At 69.4% G+C, this 21,872-nt stretch carries 20 protein-coding genes; 6 read left to right on the top strand and 14 right to left on the bottom strand.

Going from position 1 to position 21,872, the window contains the following annotated elements:
• Positions 1–56 precede the first annotated feature (56 nt).
• The 9 genes from IPK71_35315 to IPK71_35355 form a co-directional block, all read right to left on the bottom strand.
• A complete protein-coding gene (locus IPK71_35315) occupies positions 57–1,142 on the bottom strand; it encodes an acyltransferase (protein MBK8219031.1) in 1,086 nt (361 codons plus the stop codon).
• A 248-nt stretch (positions 1,143–1,390) separates the two neighbouring features.
• The gene (locus IPK71_35320; protein MBK8219032.1) at positions 1,391–2,434 is read right to left on the bottom strand and encodes an AI-2E family transporter; all 1,044 of its coding nucleotides are present in this window, start codon (positions 2,432–2,434) and stop codon (positions 1,391–1,393) included.
• Positions 2,435–2,782: 348 nt separating this feature from the next.
• Positions 2,783–3,313: an SMI1/KNR4 family protein gene (locus IPK71_35325; GenBank protein ID MBK8219033.1), complete on the bottom strand. Its 531-nt coding sequence runs from the start codon at positions 3,311–3,313 to the stop codon at positions 2,783–2,785.
• Positions 3,314–3,475: 162 nt separating this feature from the next.
• The gene (locus tag IPK71_35330; protein MBK8219034.1) at positions 3,476–4,351 is read right to left on the bottom strand and encodes a 3-hydroxyacyl-CoA dehydrogenase family protein; all 876 of its coding nucleotides are present in this window, start codon (positions 4,349–4,351) and stop codon (positions 3,476–3,478) included.
• A 46-nt stretch (positions 4,352–4,397) separates the two neighbouring features.
• Complete coding sequence (locus tag IPK71_35335) at positions 4,398–4,778, bottom strand: hypothetical protein (protein ID MBK8219035.1); 381 nt, start codon at positions 4,776–4,778, stop codon at positions 4,398–4,400.
• A gap of 64 nt (positions 4,779–4,842) precedes the next feature.
• Positions 4,843–5,628, bottom strand: a complete 786-nt coding sequence (locus IPK71_35340; protein ID MBK8219036.1) for a hypothetical protein — start codon at positions 5,626–5,628, stop codon at positions 4,843–4,845.
• A gap of 10 nt (positions 5,629–5,638) precedes the next feature.
• On the bottom strand, positions 5,639–6,250 hold the full coding sequence (gene ruvA / locus IPK71_35345) for a Holliday junction branch migration protein RuvA (GenBank protein ID MBK8219037.1): 612 nt from the start codon (positions 6,248–6,250) through the stop codon (positions 5,639–5,641).
• A gap of 235 nt (positions 6,251–6,485) precedes the next feature.
• Positions 6,486–7,904 carry a DUF2330 domain-containing protein gene (locus IPK71_35350; GenBank protein MBK8219038.1) on the bottom strand — a complete coding sequence of 473 codons (1,419 nt, stop codon included), beginning with the start codon at positions 7,902–7,904 and terminating at the stop codon, positions 6,486–6,488.
• A 167-nt stretch (positions 7,905–8,071) separates the two neighbouring features.
• Positions 8,072–9,451: a DUF2330 domain-containing protein gene (locus IPK71_35355; GenBank protein MBK8219039.1), complete on the bottom strand. Its 1,380-nt coding sequence runs from the start codon at positions 9,449–9,451 to the stop codon at positions 8,072–8,074.
• 185 nt (positions 9,452–9,636) lie between these two features.
• Here IPK71_35355 and IPK71_35360 point away from each other — a divergent pair, with 185 nt between their 5' ends.
• From IPK71_35360 to IPK71_35370, 3 genes are all read left to right on the top strand, one after another.
• On the top strand, positions 9,637–10,119 hold the full coding sequence (locus tag IPK71_35360; protein ID MBK8219040.1) for a GNAT family N-acetyltransferase: 483 nt from the start codon (positions 9,637–9,639) through the stop codon (positions 10,117–10,119).
• 110 nt (positions 10,120–10,229) lie between these two features.
• Positions 10,230–11,846 (top strand): carbohydrate porin, encoded by a 1,617-nt coding sequence (locus IPK71_35365; protein ID MBK8219041.1) that lies wholly within the window; start codon positions 10,230–10,232, stop codon positions 11,844–11,846.
• A 55-nt stretch (positions 11,847–11,901) separates the two neighbouring features.
• Positions 11,902–13,719 carry an alpha-amylase gene (locus IPK71_35370; GenBank protein ID MBK8219042.1) on the top strand — a complete coding sequence of 606 codons (1,818 nt, stop codon included), beginning with the start codon at positions 11,902–11,904 and terminating at the stop codon, positions 13,717–13,719.
• A gap of 54 nt (positions 13,720–13,773) precedes the next feature.
• Here IPK71_35370 and IPK71_35375 read toward each other — a convergent pair whose 3' ends face one another.
• The 3 genes from IPK71_35375 to IPK71_35385 form a co-directional block, all read right to left on the bottom strand.
• Positions 13,774–15,237: a hypothetical protein gene (locus tag IPK71_35375; GenBank protein ID MBK8219043.1), complete on the bottom strand. Its 1,464-nt coding sequence runs from the start codon at positions 15,235–15,237 to the stop codon at positions 13,774–13,776.
• 425 nt (positions 15,238–15,662) lie between these two features.
• Positions 15,663–16,739 carry a PD40 domain-containing protein gene (locus tag IPK71_35380; protein ID MBK8219044.1) on the bottom strand — a complete coding sequence of 359 codons (1,077 nt, stop codon included), beginning with the start codon at positions 16,737–16,739 and terminating at the stop codon, positions 15,663–15,665.
• A 132-nt stretch (positions 16,740–16,871) separates the two neighbouring features.
• On the bottom strand, positions 16,872–18,161 hold the full coding sequence (locus IPK71_35385) for a protein kinase (GenBank protein MBK8219045.1): 1,290 nt from the start codon (positions 18,159–18,161) through the stop codon (positions 16,872–16,874).
• Positions 18,162–18,273: 112 nt separating this feature from the next.
• Here IPK71_35385 and IPK71_35390 point away from each other — a divergent pair, with 112 nt between their 5' ends.
• Positions 18,274–19,137 (top strand): hypothetical protein, encoded by an 864-nt coding sequence (locus tag IPK71_35390; GenBank protein ID MBK8219046.1) that lies wholly within the window; start codon positions 18,274–18,276, stop codon positions 19,135–19,137.
• Positions 19,134–20,072, top strand: a complete 939-nt coding sequence (locus IPK71_35395; GenBank protein ID MBK8219047.1) for a PEGA domain-containing protein — start codon at positions 19,134–19,136, stop codon at positions 20,070–20,072. Before IPK71_35390 ends, IPK71_35395 begins: the two co-directional genes overlap by 4 nt.
• Positions 20,073–20,145: 73 nt before the next feature.
• Here IPK71_35395 and IPK71_35400 read toward each other — a convergent pair whose 3' ends face one another.
• The gene (locus tag IPK71_35400; protein MBK8219048.1) at positions 20,146–20,355 is read right to left on the bottom strand and encodes a hypothetical protein; all 210 of its coding nucleotides are present in this window, start codon (positions 20,353–20,355) and stop codon (positions 20,146–20,148) included.
• A 330-nt stretch (positions 20,356–20,685) separates the two neighbouring features.
• On the opposite strand from IPK71_35400, the gene IPK71_35405 reads away from it, so the two are divergent.
• On the top strand, positions 20,686–21,093 hold the full coding sequence (locus IPK71_35405) for a hypothetical protein (GenBank protein ID MBK8219049.1): 408 nt from the start codon (positions 20,686–20,688) through the stop codon (positions 21,091–21,093).
• Between the two features lie 19 nt (positions 21,094–21,112).
• Here the strand turns inward: IPK71_35405 and IPK71_35410 are convergent, their stop codons facing one another.
• Entirely contained in the window at positions 21,113–21,868 is a 756-nt protein-coding gene (locus IPK71_35410; protein MBK8219050.1) for a 4-hydroxy-tetrahydrodipicolinate reductase, read from the bottom strand.
• Positions 21,869–21,872 lie beyond the last annotated feature (4 nt).

Consider the following 21,872-nt stretch of genomic DNA (forward strand, 5'->3'; position numbering starts at 1 on the left):
AAAGGTGGTTCGTCCCTAAGGAAGGCCTGAGGACGAGCCTAAGGAGGTGGTGCCGATCACGCCGAGGGCGCGCCTCCCTGGGGCAGACGCGACTTCAACGCCAGGATGGGGCGCTCGATCGCGACGAACGAGACGTGCGCGACCATGAGCGAGACGGCCCACACGAGGACCGTGGTGACGCCCGCGACGCCGACGGCGGCCCACGCGCTCGTGGTCGTCGCGTGGATCCGCCGAAGGTGCGGGATGGCGCAGGCCACGAGGGGCCAGTGCACCACGTAGACGCCGTAGCTCACCGTCCCCACGTAGCGCAGGGGGCGGAGCTCCAAGGCGGAGTGGAACCACGTGCGGCCGTCGTCGATCACGAACGACGCGAGGGCGCCGAAGAACACGGCGAGGCACGGGTAGCCGAGCACCGCGAACCGCCTGTCCTCGTTGCCCATGCCGATGCTCACCGCGAGGACGGCCAGCACGCCGAAGCTCATCCCAGCGAACGCGGGGCGGACCTTGCGCCAACGCTCGAGGAGATCGCGCGCCGACCCGTGGTGCAGGCACGCCACGACGCAGCCGGCGAGGAGCCCGTCGAGGCGCGTGGGGGTGGCCCGGTACACGATCTTGGCGAGGAGGTACCCGTCGACCTTGTGGGCGAGGCCCACGACGAGGAGCGCCCGACCGACCGCGACGACGACGAGCGCCGCGACGAGACCGCGCAAGAGCGCGCGAGGGCGGGCGCGCGCGGCGAGCACGAGCACGAGCGGCCAAACCAAATAGAACTGCTCTTCGACACCCAAAGACCAGAAGTGCGCCGACCACCCCTCGGGGCGGTCCGAGAAGGGGAGCGAGTAGTTCTGCAGGTAGATCCAATGCCAAATATCTGGCGACCGGTCCAGCGCCGAGCCGACGGAGAGCGCGATGTAATAAAGAGGTAAGATCCGGAGGGCACGGCGCGCGAGAAAAAGCCGATACGCGACCCATGTCCGCTCTCCTGCGAGGAACCCTCGTGTAACGAGGAGCCCCGACAGGACGAAGAAGAGGTCCACCCCGATCCACCCCGAGAGCGAGACCGCCCGGGCGGCGCGGGTGGACGAGAACGCCTCCGAGAGCCCGAACGAGAGGTGAAAGGTCACGACCATGGCGATGGCCATTCCCCTCATCCCGTCCAAGGCACGAATATGCCGATTCGGCACGAGCGGGGCCGCCGAGTCGAAGCCGGCTGTCGCTCCCGTCATCGGCGCCCCGCGGCTGGATCGACCGAATAGTCTCTATGATTTCGAGAAGCTAACGCCACTCCAGAGGTTTAGCTCAGACGTCCGACTCCACCCATCGACGAATTCGGACGTTGGTGTACGACTCCGGCCACCCTGCGGGGCTCGTCACCCGAGGGCGGCCCGAGTCAGCCATTTCGGCAATCGGGAGTCCTGTTTTCGATCGAGGCAGTCCGAGCTTCCCGGCGGGTCGCCGCGGCGGCTTCGCGGTAGAGAGCGAGCGCTTCGACGGCGAGCCGCACGACGAGGGGCCCGAAGAAGAGCCCCACCGGGCCGAGCGCGGAGACACCGCCGAGCATCGCGAGGAGGAGCACGAACGACGAGAGGGAGAGCCTGCCGAGGCGCACGAACACGGGCCGGAGGACGTTGTCGACGGAGCCGATGACGACGACGCCGATGGCGACGAGCACGAGCGCCGAGACGTTCCTGCCCGAGAGCGCGAGGCCGAGCGCGACGGGCCCCCACACGAGCGCCGTGCCGACCGACGGGATGACCGACACGAGGCACGTGAGGAGGCCGAGGACGAGCGCACGAGGGACGCCGAGCGCGAGGTACGCGACGGTGGCCACACCGCCCTGCGCGAGCCCCGTGAGCCCGACCCCGACGAAGAGGCCGCGCCCGGTCTCGTGGAAGGCTCGAACGAAGCGCACGGACACCGCCACCTCGAGCGGCGCGTGCGCCACGAGCCACCGGGTCTGCTCACGCCCATCGACCAAAAGCGTGTAGAGTGCATATAAAAAGACGAAGACGCCCAAGGCGGCGGCCCCGGCGGCGCCGACGATCCCCGAGGCCATTTTGAAGGCCTGAGCGCCGTGCTCTTGGACGAGCTCGAGGATCTTGCGAGGAGACTCGAGGGCGACGATGGGGCTCTCGTTCGAGCCATCCTCGGCGACGGCGACGAGCGCGGCCCGCGCCGACGGAGACTCTGCGATCTTACGCCCCAGGTCGACGACCCCCCGCCCCAGCGCCCACACCGCGAGCCCCATCGGCACGACGACCGCGAGCGTGAGCGCGGTCACGAGCCCCCCCGCCGCCCTCCTCCGCCCCCCCGTGAGCCGCCCCATCCGAGCCATCAAAGGCCGCAAGAGCCCCGCCCCCCACGCCGCCATCACCACGGGCGTCGAGATCGGCCACAAGACCAGAACGAGCCCGGCCCCAAGCGCCACCAACACCCACCGCAACCCATCTCGCCGCATCCCGAGACCCTACCCCCAAACCACAAGCGAAGCGGCAAGCCCCGCGGCGAGCCCGCGTAGCGGCAAGCCCGCGGCGAGCCCGCGTAGCGGCAAGCCCCGCGGCGAGCCCCGCGAAGCGGCGAGCCCGCGAAGCCGCAAGCCCCGCGGCGAGCCCGCGTAGCGGCGAGCCCCGCGAAGCGGCAAGCCCCCACGGGGCCCGAGGGTGAGAGCGGGCAGCGTGAGGCGAGACCGAGCGAGGCCTAGGAGGAGCGCGCGGAGCCTACTCCTGTAGGCGAGCACGTCCGACGACGGCCCCGCGAAGGTATCGCCTCACGATGCCCGCTCTCACGTCCAGTGGCCGGCTCGCAGCGCCGCCGCATCGATGACCTTCACCTTGGGGCTCATGGCCTCGCGGAAGTTCTCTTCGTCCTCGTCGTCCATGATGGCGTCGCCGAAGCCGGTCGCGATCTCCATGCCGGTGGCCAGGATCCGCAAAAACTGAGCGAAGCTCGAGGCAGCCAGCGTGGGCACCCACTTGTCTTGCCCGCTCATGGCCGTGTAGACGGGGCAGTCGCCCTCGGGATCGGGCTTGGAGACGTCGAGGAAGTACGGGTCGCCGAGCAGGGCGCTCTCGCCCACGATGACCCACGAGGCCTTCCAATCGCCTGCTTTTTCCGACGTTTGCGCCTGCTCGAGCTCCTCGGCGGGCAGAAGACGAATCTTCTCGACGGGGGTGGCCGTCTCGACGCGCACCGGGTTCGCCGCGAGGAGGAAAGCACGGTACCGGGGGGGCACCTTCAGCTTCTTCTTCAGATCGTCGACGAGCGGCGCAGGAGCCTTCCCGAACGCACACTCGAGCTTGCGACGCTTGAAGATGTCTTTGAGCGCGTCAACCGCCTCTGCCAGGTCACTGTCCACGTCCGCCTCGATTCGATTCCGGTCGCGTTCCCGCGGCACGAGTCGTTCGACCTTATCACTCTTCGCGCCCGAATTGGCTCGGTTTTTCCAACCGCGGCCGGCCCGCGGCGGGGACGACCATCAGCGGGCGGGGCGAGCCTCGCCGTTCTCCCAGCGGTAGAACCCCTCGCCCGTCTTCTTCCCGAGCTTGCCCGCGCGCACCATCTGCCGAAGGAGCGCGGGCGGGCGGAACTGTTCGCCGAGCTCGCGCTGGAGGTGCTCGAGGATGGCGAGGCGTACGTCGAGCCCCACGAGATCGGTGAGCTTCAGCGGGCCCATGGGGTGGCGGTAGCCGAGCTCCATCCCGCGATCGATGTCCGCCGCGCTCGCGACGCCCTGCTCGAGCATCCGCATCGCCTCGGCCCCCAAGATGACCCCGAGCCGGCTCGTCGCGAAGCCGGGCACGTCGTTCACGACGATGGGCGTCTTGCCGAGCTCTTTGGCGAACGCGACCGCGAAATCGACGGTTTTTTCCGACGTGCCGAGGCCGCGCACCACCTCGACGAGCTCCATCACGGGCACCGGATTGAAGAAGTGCACCCCCACGGTGCGCTCGGCGACACCGAGCTTGGTGCCGAGCTCCGTGATCGAGAGCGACGACGTGTTGCTCGCGACGACCGCGTATTTCTCGGCCACCGGGAGCACCGACGAGAGCAGGTCCACCTTGACCGCCATGTTCTCGAACACGGCCTCGACGACCACCTCGGCGCCTTCGCACGCGATCTTCGCCGTGGGCGCGACCGAGAGGTTCGAGAGGGTCGCGTGGCGCTGATCGCCCGTGATTTTCCCCTTTTGGACGAGCTTCTCGAGCGTCCCCGCGATCTCGCTCAAGGCCGCCTTGGCCCGCGCCTCGTCGACGTCGGCCAGGCGGGTCATGTGGCCCTTCGATGCGCACACCTGCGCGATGCCGCGGCCCATGGTTCCGGTCCCGAGCACGGCGACGGTCTTCGTGGTCATGTCTTCTTCTCCACCCTGTTCGAGACTTCGGCCGGACGCGCGCGCGTCAGTCGGCGAAAATGAGCCCGCGGCTCCCGTCGATCGAGAGCACGTGGTGCTTCTTCAGCGTGACCCCGCCGCGCACGGAGAGGGTCTCGTCGGCGTAGCTGACGACGAGCGAGCTGCACCCCGCGATGCACGGCTTTCCTAGGCTGCGCGCCACGATGGCCGCGTCGGACGTGAGCCCACCACGCGTGGTCACGATGCCCGCCGCCACACGAAGGGCCGGCATGTCCTCGGAGTCGGTCTCGATGCGGACGAAGATGACGCTCTCCCCCTCGGCCGCGAGGCGCACGACCTCGTCGGGAGAGAAGACCATCTTGCCCGTCGCCTGTCCGGGGCTCGCTCCCTGACCACGCGCGAGCGGGGCCTTGTCGGTGTCGCTCATGGCCCGCGATAAGACCGGAAATCGGGCGCGAGGAAAAGCCCCGTCGCGCCCACGACGCCCAAGCTCACGAGGCCTCGGCCTCGCCCTCGTCGGAGTCACCCTCGTCTTCGGACGCGGTCACCTTGACGCCGGAAAACTCGTTTCCGCACGCGCACTTACGAGGCACCTTCTCTTTGTGGTAGACGCGCTCGCAGGCCGGGCAGACGACCGCGTCGGGCTCGTAGGCGATGAGCTTCTTGCTGACCGCGCACCTCCGCCCCACCACCGTGAGCGGCTCGAGGAGGATCTTGGTGCCCTCGTCGGAGGGCTCGCCGATCCGCCCGAGGGTGGTCTCGTCGACGTCGAGCTTCTTCGGGACGCGGTCCTTGGCCTCTTTCACGATCCAGGCGACGGCGGCCGGGTGGGCCCGCGCCGGAATGCGGAACGAGAAGTCGGCGTCGGCCTCGTCTTTGCCGGTGACCACGAGAGACTCGGAGCCCCCCTCGAACGTGATGGCCTTCACCTTCCACCAGGGCATCCGGCGGATGTCGCCCTTCTCGTAGGAGATCCCGGGATCGCCCACGCGAATGGCGGCCTCGCTCGACGTGCCGAACCAGATGGCCGCGGCGGTCAGCACGGCGCCGCCCGCCAAGACGAAGAGCGGGATGTTGTAGGTCGTGCCCTGGGCGGCCGCCCCCTCCACCGGCGTGAAATGCCCGTAGAGATAGCCCCACACCCCCGCGCCGATGCCCATGCCGCCGAGGGCGCCGGGGACGCGGACGAGCCAGGGGTTCGAGGCGCTCTGGGGCAGGAAGCGGCGCTCGGAGCGCTGGCGCTTGGTGGAGCTCTTGCGGGACGACTTTTTTGCCATGGTAGGTTCGTTACTTGGCGAGGAGCGCGAGCGCCTCGCGGAGAAGCGTGGGGAGGTCGGCCTCGGTGAGGCGCGAGCCGAGGAGGGCCACCGTGCGGTCGGCCTCGACCTGCTTGTACCCCATTTTCACGAGCGCGCCGGAGAGGAGGTCTCCCTGCGCCGACGAGGGGCGCGCAGGCGACGACGTGGTCGCGGCCGCGGGGCCCGCGCCAGGCCCTTGGGGGAGCTTGTCCTTGAGCTCCAAGAGCAGGCGCTCGGCCGTCTTCTTGCCGACCCCCGACACGGCCGTGAGCGTCGCGAGCTCCTTCCGCGCGATCGCCCGCGCGAGGTCGTGCGCCGGGAGGGCGCTCAAGATACCGACGGCCGTCTTCGGGCCCACGCTGCTCACGCCGATGAGCGTGCGGAACGCGAACCTGTCGACCTCGGTCGCGAACCCGAAGAGCTGGAGGGCGTCCTCGCGCACGTGGGTGTGCACGAACAACGTCGCGCGGCCGTCGCTCTCGGTCTTGGCCCGGCCGCGGGTGCCCAGAGGTGCGACAACCTCGTACCCGACGCCGCCCACGTCGACGAGCAGCGCGCCGTCGTCGTCTTCGGAGAGGAACCCGGTGAGGCGGCCGATCACGGGGCGAACGTTAGTCGGGATGGGCGCGCAGGGGCAACCTTCGTCGGGGCCCCACGGCCCATGCGCGTTGGGGCCCGACCTCCTGGTTCTGGGTCTCGGCCCAAAACGACCGAGGTCTCTCGGTGCGAGAACCGTGACCGTCGACGTCCACGCCGCGATGCCTTCGAAAACGGAACGAGGCACGAGCGCCGCGAAGGACACCCGTGCCTCGTCGGTCGGCACGACGAGACGTCGCTCAGCCGGCCGCGACCTTTCGGCGCCGGAGACGGGCGAGCACCACACCGAAGACGGCGAAGGCACCTCCGAGCAACGTGCCGCCAGCGGCGTTCGCGTTCGACGTGGAGCAGCTCGCTCCCCCACCGAAGCTGCCCGTGCCGTCGCTCTGCGCGGCGGCTTCGCTTCGCGGGGCCTGACCCACCTGCTCGCACCCCTGCCACACCGGGCAGAGCGGCTCGTTGAGCTCGCGGGTCACCTGGCGCGTGGTGCCGAGGAGGCTCTGATCCGCGGGCGCCGTGAGCACGAGGTCCTCGTTCAGCGCCGCGTGCGTGAGGTCGGCGCGCATGCGGGTCACGCGGAGCTCCGCCCCCGGGACGATGCGCCCGAGCAAGATGCCCATGTCCTCGTCGCGCACCTGGTCGGGGGTCTTCGCGGGGTTGCCTTCGCTCGCGTCGATCCCCGCGTAGTCGTTTCCGGCGGGCGCCACCGGGCCGCCGCGGCCACCGAAGCCGCCCACGAAGCCGGTACGGACCGCGTAGTCGATCTGCTGGGTCTGGAGCCCGATGCTCGACTCGAGCTCCCAGCCGCGCCCGTTCGAGGCGGCCGTGCGCTCGGCGCGGATCGTCTTGAAGTTCGACGCGTTCGCCGTCCAGTCCCAGGCGAGGTCTTCTTGTTTGATGGTGAACGTCGGGAAGTTCTGCGGCTCGTAGCGGCCCTGCGCCATGACCCACAGCGAGATGCCGACGACCGGCCCCGTGCCCGCCGCGACCATGCGGAGCGGGAGCGTCACCGAGCTGCCACGCGTCGTCACGCGGACCGGGCGCATCGACTGCACGTTCGCGCCGGGCACGAGCTTCATGGCGAGGAAGTTGAAGTTCTCGCGGACGTACTGCGCGACGACCGGCTTCACGTCCTCGGGGATCGAGAATTTGTTGGCGGTGAGCCACTGGTTCAGCGCCTCGGGGTTCGTGGCCTGGAGCTGCACGGTCTCGTACGGCCCGACGACCTCGCGCTTGGTCACGGTGACCCCGTCGGCGAAGCCGCCGTCGGCGCTGGCCGAGCCCGGAGCGGCCTGAGGGGAGTTGCGCGCGCAGTCGTTCGGAGGGGCCGGGCAGTTTCGCGGCGGCGCGACGACACCCACCTGCGTGAGCGAGTCGAGCACCGAGAACACCACGTCGGCCGAGAGCCCGACCTGCGCCTCGCCCGAGATGGGGAGCACCCACGCGAACGACTCGGGCGCGCCCTGGTAGCGGATCTGATCGTAGAGGGTCGACTGACCCTGACCGACCGAGAGGATCATCCGGTGATCGGTGACCACGGTGTTGTTCTCGGGCGGGACGAAGCAGCCACCGCACGCTTGCGCGGGGCGCGACACGGCCACGAGGGCAGCCGCGGAGAGGAAGGAAGAAAGCAGAATGGCGACCGTGCGGGACTTCATGGCATCAAGCAGAGCACAGGTCGTTCCATCGAAAAACACCCGAGTTTTATCGGGTGACACGCGTTTTGGCACACATGACGACCCGAGACGGCACATGTTGGCATCACAAAATCACGCGGGCCCCGTGCAGGTCGCACGAGGCCCGGTAGGTAGCGAGTGCCGAAGGCTCAGGCGCGGGTCGAGCGACGGCGACGCACGGTGCGACCAATGGCGAGCGCGAGGAACCCGACGCCCGCCGCCGCGAAGCCGTGGGTCGGCATGGCGCCGCCCGTGGAGCAGTGCTCGGAGGAGCGCGCGATGGCCTCGCTCCGGGGCAACGACCCCGTCTCTTTGCAGCCGACGTACACGGGGCAAAGAGGCTCGTTCAGCTCGCGGGTGACCTGGCGCACGTTCGACAGCTCGGTCTGATCCGCGGGCGCTTGGAGCAAGAGGTCCTCGCTGAGCGCGGCCTGCGCGATGTCGGTGCGCATGCGGGTCACGAAGAAGTCCGAGGGCTTCTGCTTGCCGAAGAGCACCGAGAGGTCTTCTTCACGCACCTGCTCCGCGGTCTTGCCGGGCTCGCCGTTCGCGGCCGGGACGGGCGTGTAGTCTCCCGAGGACTGCCCGTTCGCGAAGATGGGCATGCTGAGCGCCTGGGTGATCGTGCGCACCGGCATCCGGAACGCGCTCTCGACCTCCCACGTGCGGTTCTGGCCGGCGGCCTGGCGCGCGGCGCGCACGTCTTTGAAGTTCGACTCGTTCTTGGTCCAGTCCCAGACGAGCTCGTCGGCCTTGATGCTGAACGTCGGGAAGTTCGTGGGCTCGTAGCGGCCTTGCCCCACGACCCAGAGCGTGATGCCCACGATCGGCCCCGTGCCCGCGGCCACCATGCGGAGCGGCAAGACGACCTGCGGGCCCTTCGTGGTCACGCGGACCGGGCGCATCGCCTGCACGTTCGCGCCGGGGCGGAGCTTCAACGCGAGGAAGTTGAACTTCTCGCGGACGTACTGCGCGATGACCGGCTTCACGTTCTCGGGGATCGAGAATTTGTTGTCCGTGAGCCACTTGTTGAGGGCCTCGGCGTCGTTCGACTGGAGCTGCACGGTGGCGTACGGCCCGACGTTCTCCTGTTTGGTGACGGTGACCCCGCCCGCCGCGCCGCTGTCGGCGGAGCTCGCGCGAGGCGCCTCGGCCGCGAGATCCTCGCCCGAGTTGCAGTTGGGCGCCGCGGGGCAGTTCCGCGGCGGCGCCACGACGTTGACCGAGGTGAACCCGCCCATGACGCCGAAGAGCGTGTCGGCCGAGAGCCCGACCGTGGCCTCGCCGGAGATGGGGAGCACCCACGCGAACTCCTGCGGGAGGCCCTGGTAGCGGATCTGATCGTAGAGCGTGCTCTCGCCATTTCCGACCGAGAGGATCATGCGGTGGTCGGTGACGACGGTGTTGTCCTCGGGCGGCACGAAACAGCCACCGCAGGCCGAGGCGGTGCGCTCGAGGGCGACCGTCGTGCCGAGCGACGCGACGAGGCCGAGCGCGATGGCGAGTGAGCGAATGTTCTTTTGGTTCATGCGGAAGGTCTCCCTGTCGTGGCAAAAGCATGCCTCGTGCCACCAAAAACAGGACACATTTCGGCGCAAAACCAGAGTACGACAAACACGTACCCTGGGCCGAGACTCACTCTGGCACACGGAGAGCGCCGGGCTCACCGGCGTGCGGGGTTGAAACGGCGTGCGGCGCGCGGCAAATGGGTCCCATGGTCCACGTCCGCCCGCCCACGCTCGACGAGATCCCGGCCGTGGCGGCCCTCGCGGGAGCGCTCGTCCGCCAGCACGAGGGGTACGACCCGCGGCGGTTCCTCCACCTCGACGATCCCGCGGCCGGATACGCTCGGTATCTGCCGAAGGCGCTCCTCGACCCGAAGACCGTGCTGCTCGCGGCGCTCGCGGACGGCGAGGTCGTGGGCTACGCGTACGGCGAGCTCGTGGGCCGCGACTACTTCGCGCTGCTCGACGCGTGCGGGAAGCTCCACGACATCTACGTCGACGCGCGCGCCCGCGGAAAGGGCGTCGGAGAAGCGCTCGTGCGGGCCATGCAGGACGAGCTCCGGCGGCGAGGCGCACCCCGCATGGTCCTCCTCACGGCGACGCAAAACGAGGGCGCGCAGAGGCTCTTCGCGAAGCTCGGGTTCCGCACGACGATGCTCGAGATGACCGCCGAGCTCGAACCTTCGCCCTGAGCTGCGCGCACGAGGCGCGACGCGTCACGCAGAAGTGAGTGACGGAAAGGGCGCAATGCGTCACGCAGAAGTGAGTGACTTCTAGCCCGCCCGTGCTAAGCCGGTCCGCCGTGGCGCGTACCTCCCTCCGCACGCTCGTCTTCGTCGCGCCTTTCATGGCGACGACGCTCGTCCAACTCTCGTCGTTCGCTCAGCCCGCGTCGCCTCCGGCCGACACGAAGCCGAAGCCGAGCGACGACTCCCGCGTGCTGCCGGTGGATCACCCCCCGGCCGCTCCGCCGCCCGCCGATCGCGCCGCCCCCGCGGACGACTCGCGCGTGATGCCGGTCGGGCAGAAGGCACCGGCCCAAGGTGGGCTCTCGTCCCCCGCCCCGTCGCCGTACCTCCCGCCGCCTGCGAGCGGGCACGAGGGGCACTTCGAGTTCGGCTCGTACGGCCGCGTGTGGGCCGCCACCGACCTCCAAGGCCGCATGGGCCGCGGCTCGAACGTGGTCGCGTTCGGCCCGCGCCTCGTGGACGAGGGAAGCTACGCCGAGCTCGAGCTCCGCCGCGAGGACACGTGGAGCGAGAAGACGAAGGGCCGCGTCGTCGCGACGATGGCGCTCTTCCCGCCCTTCTTCCACTTCTCGGGAAACCCCGCCAACGCGATCGGCGTGCGCAACCTGTACGCCCAAGGCACCTACGACAAGGTGAACCTCTGGGCCGGCTCGCGCATGTACCGCGGCGACGACATCTATCTCCTGAACTGGTGGCCGCTCGACAACCAGAACACGGTCGGCGGCGGCGCCTTCGGCTCGTTCGACTCCAAAGCCGGCAAGACGATCCTCGCCGTGCACATGGGCCAGCAGCGCCTCGACAACACGTACCAAGCGCAGCAGATCCCGGTGGTCGCGCCCTTCGGGTTCGGCACGGTGAACATCACGAAGCTCGATCGCCCCCGCATGGTCGAGACGCTGAAGATCACGCAGCTCTTCAAGAACGGGCCCGAGGCTCGTTTCTTCGCCGACGATAACCAAGGCTTCAAGGTCTCGCTCTACGGCGAGGCGCACCAGCTCTCGTCGGGTGTGTTCCAAGATCCGCTCACGCAGCGCGACCGCGACCTCCCCTCGGACGGCGGGTTCCTCGTGGGCAGCCAGCTCACGTACTTCACGGGCCACCGCGACACGCACGTGCACCTCTTCCTGCGGCACGCGCGCGGCATCGCGGCGTACGATCCGCTCGAGGCGCCGGCCACCTTCACGCTCGACCGCAGCACGCAGGGCGCGAGCGACACGCGCATCGCGTTCTCGGGCAACGTGGAGCAGGGCCCGTTCGCGGTCGCGTGGGGCGCGTACGTGCGCTTCTTCCGCGACGCCTCGACCGACCAGAGCACCACGCAGAAGTACGACGAGGGCGCGATCGTCGCGAGGCCTTCGTTCTTCCTCGGCGAGCACTTCGGGCTCTCGCTCGAGGGCAGCTATCAGATGCGCCGCATCAAGGTGATCGACCCCTCGACCGACGCGCCCCTCACGGCGCAGGTGGGGCGCTTCGGCATCATGCCGTACTTCTCGCCCTCGGGCCGAGGCACCTTCAAACGCCCGCAAATTCGCCTCATTTACGCGCTCACCGGCCGCGACTCGGGGGCGAAGCGCCTCTACGCGGCCGAGGACATCGTAGGCCAGCGCGGGGTCGATCACTTCCTCGGCCTCGGCGCCGAGTGGTGGTTCAACTCGAGCTCGTACCCCTGACCGCGAGCGCCTGCGGACCCCTCGAACGTTTCCCCGTAGCCAAGCCGAGCACGCGATGAAGAAAGCCACCCCCATCTTCGCCCTCATGGTCGCCCTGTCGGCCTTCGTGAACCAAGCGGCGTGTGTGTCGATCCCCGAGGAGGGCATCCAGCCCGTGCTCGGGACGCGCGTCGAAGACTGGCGCGACGAGGTCATCTACCAGGTGCTCGTCGACAGATTCGCGAACGGCAGCGTCAACAACGACTTCCAGGTGCGCCCGGGCGCCCTCGCGCGCTACCAAGGCGGCGACTGGCGCGGCATGATCGAGCACCTCGACTACATCGAGACGCTCGGGGTCACGACGCTCTGGATCTCCCCCGTCGTGAAGAACGTCGAGACCGACGCGGACGTCGACGGGTACCACGGGTACTGGGCCCAGGACGTCACCCAGACGAACCCCCACTTCGGTGACCTCGCCGATCTCCGCGCGCTCGTCGCCGAGGCCCACAAGCGCAAGCTCAAGGTCGTCCTCGACATCGTGACGAACCACATGGGGCAGGCGTTCTTCTACGACATGAACCTGAACGGGAAGGCAGACATCTACATCGGCGGCACCGGCACCACGTCGAAGGTCGAGCGCATCTCCGAGTTCGACCCCGACTGGGACCCGCGCGGCGTTCAGGCCTTCACGTCCCTCGGCAACGCGGGGCGCGCGCCCATCGTGTTCATCCAAGATCCGAGCATCAACCGCGTGACGCCCCAGCCCGGCATCTTGGGCCGGCTCGAGGGCTACCACGGGTTCGGGCGCATCCTGAACTACGACGACGACAAGCAGCGCCTCCTCGGAGACTTCCCCGGGGGCCTCAAGGACGTGAACACGGAGAACCCCGAGGTGCGCGACGCCATGGTCGACGCGTACGCCAAGTGGGTCGAGCTCACCGACCTCGACGGTTTCCGCATCGATACGGTGAAGCACGTCGAGTACGAGTTCTGGGAAGACTTCGCCCCCCGCGTGCGCAAGCGCTTGGCCGAGAAGGGCAAGAAGAACTTCCTCATGTTCGGCGAGGCGTTCGACGGCAACGACAAGCTCCTCGGGAGCTACACGCTGCCGAAACGCCTCGACAGCGTCTTCTACTTTTCGCAACACTTTCAAGTATTTCGCGACGTCTACCAGTACGCGAGCTCGCCCGATCAGAAGGGCACGAAGCAGATCGCCGACCTCTGGGCGGAGCGGCCGAAGAACTACGGCACCGAGCCCCAAGAGGGTGGCATCGGCATCGCCCCGACGAAGGCCCTCGTCAACTTCATCGACAACCACGACGTCGCGCGATTCCTCTTTTTCGCACGCGGCACCGAGGCCGAGAAACGCGAGGCGCTCCGCAACGCGCTCACCCTCGAGATGACCGAGGACGGCATCCCGTGCCTCTACTACGGCACCGAGCAAGACTTCGCGGGCGGCAACGATCCGGCGAACCGCGAGGTGCTCTGGAACACGGGCTTCGCCACGACGGGGGAGACCTTCCTCCACTTTTCCAAGGTGGCCCGCATCCGCAAGTCGTACGTGGCGCTCCGCCGCGGCGACCAAAAGGTGCTCTTCTCGACGACGTCCACGGGCAACGAGCCCGACGCGGGCATGTTCGCGTTCGAGCGCACGGGCGGCGACGCGGGCAACGCCTACGCGCTCGTCGTGGCCAACACGAACGCCAAGAAGGAGAGCGTGACCGAGGCGGGTGGAAAGGCCATGGAGACGAGCCTCGCCGCGGGCATCACGCTCGTCGACGTGCTCGATCCGGCGCAGCCCACGTTCACCGTCGCGGCCGACAAGACGTTGAAGGTGTCGGTCCCGGCGCAGCGCACGCGCATCCTGATCCCGCAGGACCAGCTCGTGCGCTGACGCCGAGGACGCGCCCGCTCCTTCGACCCGCTCCGTCGAGGGGGTGCAGCGCGGTCAGCGATCGAAGCGCGTGGCGTAGTAGACACCGGACGCGGTCGCGTAGGCGATGTGGGGGCGACCGCCGCCGTCGACCGTCATGGCCACGGCTACGTCGTTCGGCTCTTGGCAGTCGAGATCGGCGGCGACGAGGTCCTCGAGCCAACGCACGACGCCGGCCTTCCGGGTCTGCCGTGAGTAGAGGATCGTGCATTTGGTGGCCGACGTGGGCCTCACGTGGACGAGGTGAAGGAGCCCCAAGCCGTCGGCGCCGAGGGCGAGCGCGTACTGCGGGGACGTCGGATCCGGCGAGAGAATGCCCTGATCACGAATGTCGTACGTCGGCGTGTCGGACTCGGACACGAACGTGGCGATGCGGAGCTCGGCGGTCGTGGCCGAGAACTTTCGCGCGTAGTAGGCGACGTGTTTCGTCTGCCCCACCATGACGAAGTCGACCGAGTAGCCGGACATCCCGTCGAGCGTGTTGTTGTCGACCGTCTTCGGCATGCGCCAGAGGCCCCCCGCGAGCTCGATGAAACGAGGCACGGCACTCGAAAAGGTCTGCGACAAGTGGTAGACCCCGCGCGCCGCGCCCGTCGGGTCGAAGCGGATCACGTGCTGGCCGTTCCCGGAAACGCCGTCGCGGGCGAAGCTCCCTTGCATCGTCGCCGGGGTCCCGAACGTCTGCGTCGCGTCGGGGCGGAGGTACGAGTCGATCTTGCCGGGAACCGTGGCCGTGGGCGGGGTGTAGACCGTCGCGAGCACGTCGGAGTTGGCGGGCGACACGGCGAGGCCGAGCCTGGTGTTGTAGCCAACGGACGCGAGCTGCTGCTCGGCGGTGAACGTGTTGTTCGCCGGGAGCCTCCGGTACATCACCGGCCCGCCGGCCATCCCCGAGTCGCGCTGGTAGACGAGATGGAAGGTGTCGTCGTTGCCCGACGCGATGCGCACGCCGGCCCCGACGTTCTCGAAGTTGAGCGGGTCGATCTTGACGAGCTGGCTCGCGAACGTCGCCGTCGTGGGGGTGAACGTACGAATGCGCAGCGTTCCCTCCTCGGGGCCCGTCTCGCCGTTCACGGCGACGCCGACACGGCCGTTCGAGGCACGAGCGATCGAGAGAGCGCGCGCGAAGTACGGGAGCCCTCCGGTCGCCCAGCCCTCGAGCAGGAACACGCGGCGATCGGCGCAGCCCGGGGTGATCTTGGTCGTGCGGCTCCACGCGTCCTGCGCCGCGCCGACACAAGCCACGTCGGCAGGCGAGTCGGTCGACCCCGTGTCGGCAGCGTCGGGGCGGCTCGTGTCGGGCTTCGCGCCGTCGGGCAAGGGGGCCACGGCGCCGTCCTCGAGGATCGCCCCGTCGGGAGGCGCTTCACCGTCGGGTAGCGCGGCGTCAGGCTCGGGATCGGCTTGGCGAAGCCCAGAGCACGCGACGAAGGACACGGCTACGAAGGACGCGAGCGCCCCAAGACCAAGATAACGCATGAGAAAGATCTACCAGACGAGCCGACAGGGCGCCGCCGATCCGCGTGTCACGGCGCGGTCCCACTTGCCCACCATGGCTCACCACGCCTCGAGCGAAAGGCCCCCGTTTTTCACCCGCCGCGCCGGGACGACCACTGCAAAGCGTCGTTTATGCTTCGACTTTTCGCACTTTCGATTTCGGCAACTTTGGGTCTCGTCCTCATGCTCGGGGCCTGCAGCAGCGACCTAGCTGCCCGTTGATTTTCTCCCATCCCCCGTCGGGGACTTCCAAGGGTCGTCGGCCGCACGCCGCCGCATCCCAACCGCCTTCGTTGCGACCCTGCGGTGCGTCCCCCGTCGGGACGGCGACGGGGGGGCTTCGCTCGTTTGGCAGACCGGCAAGTAGACGCCTCTACGGACGTGCTGGAGCCGAGCCGCCGCGCGTCTCACCGGCGGCGGCTCGCGACCCACATGTGGAAGACGGGGGCGCCGCCGTCGGGCCGAGGGCGCCCTGGGAGAGGACGCGACGTGGCGAAATAGAGGCGGCAGTGATCGTCGGACACCCAGCTCGGGTACTCGTCGTCCTCCGACGAGAGCTCGGGGACGCGCACGGACTTGCCGAACCCGTCTTGGGTCGTCGTGCGCCTCGAGAGAAAGATGTCGTTCTGGACGCCGTCGGCGGCGAGGCGGTTGTGGTAGAGGAACCGCTCGTCGAGCGTGACGACGGGCGCATTTTCGTCGGTCGGGCTGTTCACGCCCTCCACGTTCCGAATGTCGGTGACCACACCCGCCGCGTTGATCTCGGCGACCCACACGTCGAGCTGCCCCTTCCCCGGCCGGCTCACCGAGGCGAAGTAGAGAGAGCGCCCGCTCGGGTGCAGGTACGGCGCGGCCTCGGGACCGTCGACGTCGAAGAGCGACTGGAGGCGAGGCTTGTCGAAGTCGGCGGCGACGTTCACGCGGCTCGCGGACCAAATACGCGCGCCCTCTTCGCGGTACACGCCGGCGTCGTCCGGCACGCGGGAGCGCGACGACTCGAAGAACATGAGCTTCCCGTCGGCGCTCAGGGTGGGCCAAAACTCGGACGTGAGGGGCTCGTTCACCACCGCGAGCGGCCCGTTCACGCGAAAGGGGGACGTCGTGTCGGGGCGCGTGACCGTGTAGATGTCGGTGAAGCTCGGCGGCACACCGCGGGAGACGAACATCGTGAGCTCGTCGGGAGAGAGGCGCGCCGAGATGACCGGCTCGCTCTCGAGGCCCGCGACGGGGACGGGCGCGTCCCACGGCAAGGCCTCGCAGGGCGCGGGGGCGTCGGGAGGCGCATCGGCCGTGACATCGGGGGTCGCGTCGGGAGCCGCGTCGGGAGAGGCCGCGTCGGCGCGAGGTACGCACAGGTGGGCGCGGGGTTCGCACACGCGGTCCGAGGGGCAGTCTCCGTCCGACGTGCAGTTCTCGAGCGACGAGAAGGCGTTGCACATGGGCAGCGCCGCGATGACCGAGGCCAGCGCGAGCGTGGAGAGCACATGTTTCGCCGAACGAACCACCACGATGAACGGGCCCCCGAGCGCTGGGATCTCTCACGCCTACAGGCAAGGGCCTGCGCCTCCGAGAGAATAGGGCATCCTCACCGAGCCACGCGACCTCGTTCGTGAGGGCTACTTGCCGAAGAGCAGCTCAGGGGCGGCGGAGGGAGCGGCCGTCGACGTGGCCTTGGGGGCGACCTCGACGATCGACGGGGTAGGACGGGAGACGTGCGCGGCCGGGTGGGCCGAGCCGCGCGGAGCGATCGACGCGGCGGAGGGCTGCGGGGAGGCCGACCCGACCGGGCTCGACGCGACGGGCGCGGACGAGACAGCGGAGCCCGGCACGGACGAAACGTCGGGACCTGCGGACGGCTCGCTCGTGGCGAGCCCCGGAGGCGAGGGCGCGCGCGCGTGACGAAGACCGAGCCCCACGGCCGCGAGCAGGACGAGCGCGCCGAGCCCGAGCCCGAGCGGCAGTCCACGCGGGGCCGAGCCCCCCTCGAGCAGACGGAGCGCTTCACCTGCACTCTGCACACGTTCGTGCGGGGCGAGCGCGAGCGCCCGGGAGAGGAGGCGCCGGTACGAAGGGGAGAGCTTACGAAAGGGCTCGGTGGCGCTCAGCTTGAAGCTCACCCCGGTGAGGACGCGGTAGGCCACGACACCGAACGAGTACACGTCCGAGGCGAAGGTGGCGGGCTCTCCCCTCGCCTGCTCGGGCGACCACGTGGCCGGGGTGCCGATGAGGCGCGCGCGGCTCTCCTCTTCGCTCGCGAGGCGGGCGAGCCCGAAATCGGTCAGCACCACCCTCCCGCTCGGGTCGACCAGGACGTTCTGCGGCTTCAGATCGCGGTGCACGATGCCCGCCTCGTGCGCCGCCGCGAGGCCCTTCAAGATCTCGCGCACGATGCGATCGCCCTCGGGCAGAGGCTCGCCCTCGTGCGCGGCGAGGAGGTCTCCGAGGGTGCGCCCGTCGACCAGCTCCATGGTGAGGTAGGCGGCGCCGTCGGCCACGCCGGCGTCGAACACCCGGCATACGTTGGGGTGGCTGATTCGGCGGGCGAGCAAGAGCTCCTGAGCGACCTTCTCGCCGAGGCCCCGAAAGACCTTGAGGGCGACGCGCTCCCCGAGGCGCCGGTCGAGCGCGACGTACACCGTAGCGCTCGCGCCACGCCCGAGCACCCGCTCGGGGGCGTATCGACCATCGATAAGCGCTGGAATCTCTTCGCTTTTCAGGTCCGCATCGGCGGGCTCTGCGTCGGCGTTCGAGGCCCCGAGGGAAGCCGCTCCCGCGCGGCAGACCGAGCACACGACGAGGTGCGCCCGGATGGCCTCGGCGCGCGACGAGGCGACCTTGCCTTCGAGGTACCGATGCAGGGACTCTTCGTCGGGGCACTCGAGGGTCGACTCGCGTTCCGCGCGCACCTCCTCAGGGTAGCAAACAATGGGCGTGGCGCGCGAAACGCGAAACGCCGAGGCGGGCTGCGCGATAGGACGCCGAGGAGCCGAGGGGGGTGGTAGCCTCGGGGATCGAGCGATGGGACTTCGCGAGGCATTTCTCTCCGCCGTGCCCGAGGGGGCGAGACGCGAGCTCGACACGCCCGAGCTCGCGGCGACCCTGTCTCGCTTGTGGAAGGAAGGCCAAGCGGCCCACCCGACCTTCACCGTCGATGCCGAGCGTTTTGCCCGCGAGCTGGGCGCCCGTCGAGCCGAACGTGAGCTCGATCTCGGGGAGATCGTCGCGGGAGACTTCACCCTCGCCCTCGCCGCTCTGGCTGGCGACCGAGGCGCGATACGCACCTTCGAGGCGACGGTCATGGCGCCGCTCACCCGCAAGCTCGGGAGCCTCACACGTGACGCCGATGTGGTCGACCTCACGGTGCGGACGGTGCGCGAGTCGATGTTCGTGGGCACGGAGCGGCGGCGGCCCAAGCTCGCCATGTACACGGGGCAGGTGCCGCTCGGCGCCTTCGTGCTGCTCGTGGGCAAACGCGAGCTCGCGAGCCTCGCCCGAAAGCGCCCGCGCGAGGTCCCCGTCGGCGACGCCGAGGCGCTCGACGGGAAAGACCCTCATCACGATCCCGAGCTCGAGACGCTGCTCCACGCGCATCGCGGCGCCTTCGAGCAGGTGGTGCTCCGCGTGATGGCGCGGCTCCCACAAGAAGAGCGGGATCTTCTCCGGTGGAACGTCAAGGAGGGCGCCTCGATCGACACCATCGCGCCGCGCCTCGGCGTGAACCGAGCCACCGTGGCTCGGAGGCTCGCCCGCGTCCGCGAGAAGCTCTCGGAAGAGGTGCGCGAGGAGCTGCGCTCGCGTCTCCGGCTTGGCACGCAGACCTTCGACAGCCTCTGCCACAAGATGATGCCCGAGCTCGACGTGTCGCTGTCCAAGGTCCTATGAAGCCGATAGCCCGCCTCGTCTCGCCGTGTGTGCTGGCGTTCGTGCTCGCGGCGCTCCCGCTCGCCGCACCCTCGCGCGCACACGCCGACGAGCCCGCTCGACGCGCGCAGCCCTCCGAGGAGGCCGAGGCGCGCGAGGCCATGCAGCGAGGAATCCTTCTCTTCGGCAAGGGAGACGCCGAGGGTGCGCTCCGCGAGTACGAGCGGGCGATGCGGCTCGTGCCGGCAGCCAACCTCCCCTACCGGTACGCGGCCGAGGCCAAGCTCTCGCTCGGGCGCGTGAGAGAGGCCATCGCCGACCTCAAAACGTACCTCGAGAAGAACCCGCAGGTGTCCGACGCGGCCGCGGTGTCGGCGCGCATCGCCGAGCTCGAGGCGCGTGCGTCTCGAGGGGACCTCGCGATCTCCGCCACCGTCGAAGGAGCAACGGCCGCCGTCGATCACGAGCCGAAGGTCCGTCTTCCACACACGATGGCGCTCACGGCCGGGGACCACGTGGTCGTCGTCGAGAAGACCGGGTACGTCACGGTGGAGCAGAAGGTGCGCGTCACGGCGGGCACCCGCGACACGCTGGTGGTGTCGCTCGTCCCCGTGGCCGAGCGCCCCGCGCCAAGCCCCGAGGCCCCCGTGCGCACGGCGTGGCCCGTCGTGGGCATCACCGCGCTCGCTGTGGGAGGCGCGACGCTCCTCGCGGGTGGGCTCGTCGACGTCACGGCCCTCGGCGCGAAACGCGACGAGCTCACGCGCGCCGCCGACGCGGGAGATCCGAGGCTCGTCGAGATCCAAGACGAGGCCCGCTCGCTGCGGACGGGCGTGCAGATCACCTACGCGGTGGGCCTCGTCACCGTCGCGGCCGGCGCGGCGATTTGGCTCTTCGCCCCGCGCACCCGCACGCGCGCGGAGGCCCTCGCGCGCCCATTCACGGTGGTCTTCTGACGGCATCGGAGGCCGACGACGAACCGTGGGTCAGCCTCTTCCTATCCAAGGCGCTCGCGGCACGCGCTCGCGCTCAGAGGTATCCGCGTACGCCGCCAAACGCGAGACGTGACGTCAAGACGACGGTCACGGTCATGCCGACGTAGAAGAAGTCTTTCGAGAGGATGCCGCGGCTCTCCAAAAAGAAGCAAAGTCCTCCACCAACGACGAGCACCGCAGCCGCCGCGCCGAACAGCACCTTTCGGGCCGTGTCGCTGGGTTCGGGGGAGTAGCTACCGTTCATCTTCTTGGCTCCCCACGGTACCGTGAAGAAGGCCCAGTGTCGCCGAGGAAGACCTCGCGAGCCGCACGGCGGGGGCCCGCCTTTCGCCCCACGCCACGGCCTCACGCTCGCCGCCCCACGCCCTCGCGTCTCCCGCTCGCGTGGGTCCTCGAGCCAACTCCAGGCGCCTGGAGTTGGCGCTAGTTGGCGCTCCAGGCGCCTGGAGTTGGGCCTCGCGCACGGTTCACGCAGCCAAAAACAAGCCACTTCGTGGAGGAGCCCTCCGGCGATTTGCAGCGGCACCCGCCGCGTTTTGTTCTCGCGTGCGCGGTTTCGGGGTATGCGGCCCTGGTGATTGGAAAGCCGCTGAGCGCACGCCTCTCCTTCGGTCCCCTCTCGTCCGACGACGCCACACGGCTCGCCCGTGAGGTTCTGGCGAGCCACGCGGCGCCCATCGTCGAGGTGAGGCGACGAGGCCAAGGCATGGTGGTCGTGTGCGTGCTTCGCGCGGACGGGCTCACGCTGCGGGTGTGCAAGAACCTGGGCTTCGATCTGCGAAGAGGCAGCTCGGCGGTGTTCGGCGTGCTCGGAGAAGAAGCCGCGCGTGCGTTCCCCGAGCTGGGCGAAGCGCGCCTCGGGTGGCTCGCCGAGCCCTGCGGCCCGAAACAGACGAAGCTGCTCGTGCTCTCGGGAGGATTCGCGTTGGTGTCGGTGGAGGCCGAGGGCTCCGCCGTGAGCGTCACCCACGTCGAGCCCTGAGCCGGCCCCGCGCGACGGATCAGCCGAGCACGTCGGCGAGGGTGTAGCGCCCGGGCGCCTTGCCCAGGATCCACGCGGCCGAGCGGAGCGCCCCCTTCGCGAAGAGGTCGCGGCTCGACGCCTTGTGCGTGAGCTCGAGGCGCTCACCACCCCCGAGCAGATGCACGGTGTGATCGCCGATGACGTCCCCGCCGCGCATGGCGTGCATACCGACCTCGTCCGCCGCGCGCGTGGCCTTTTTTCCCTCGCGCCCGTGCACGAGGCGCGACTCGGCCCCGAGCCCTTTGCGCGCCGCGACGGCCACCTCGGCGAGGCGGAGCGCCGTACCGCTCGGAGCGTCGGCCTTGTGATGGTGATGGGCCTCGACCACCTCGACGTCGAAGTCGAGGCCGAGCATGGTGACCGCCTGCTTCACGACGGCCGAGAGCACGAAGATGCCGACGCTCATGTTCGGCTCCCAGAGCACCGGGATCTCCCGCGACGCCTCGTCGAGGAGCGCGCGGCCCTCGTCGTCGATGCCCGTGGTCCCGCTCACGAGCGCCACCTTCGCGGCGCGGCACGCCGAGACGATGCCGGGGAGCGCTGTCGGGTGGGAGAAGTCGATGGCGACCTTGGCCCCCGACTCGACGAGCAGGCCGACGTCCTCGGTGACGACGATGCCGGTTTTTCCGTGCCCTGCGAGCTCTCCGGCGTCGCGGCCGGCGTCGTCCTTGGCGAGGGCGAAGACGACGTCGAGGCCGTAGTGCGAGGCGAGCCGGAGGACGGCGCGCCCCATGCGG

It is taken from the genome of Myxococcales bacterium (assembly GCA_016712525.1).
Classification (GTDB): domain Bacteria; phylum Myxococcota_A; class Polyangia; order Polyangiales; family Polyangiaceae; genus JAAFHV01.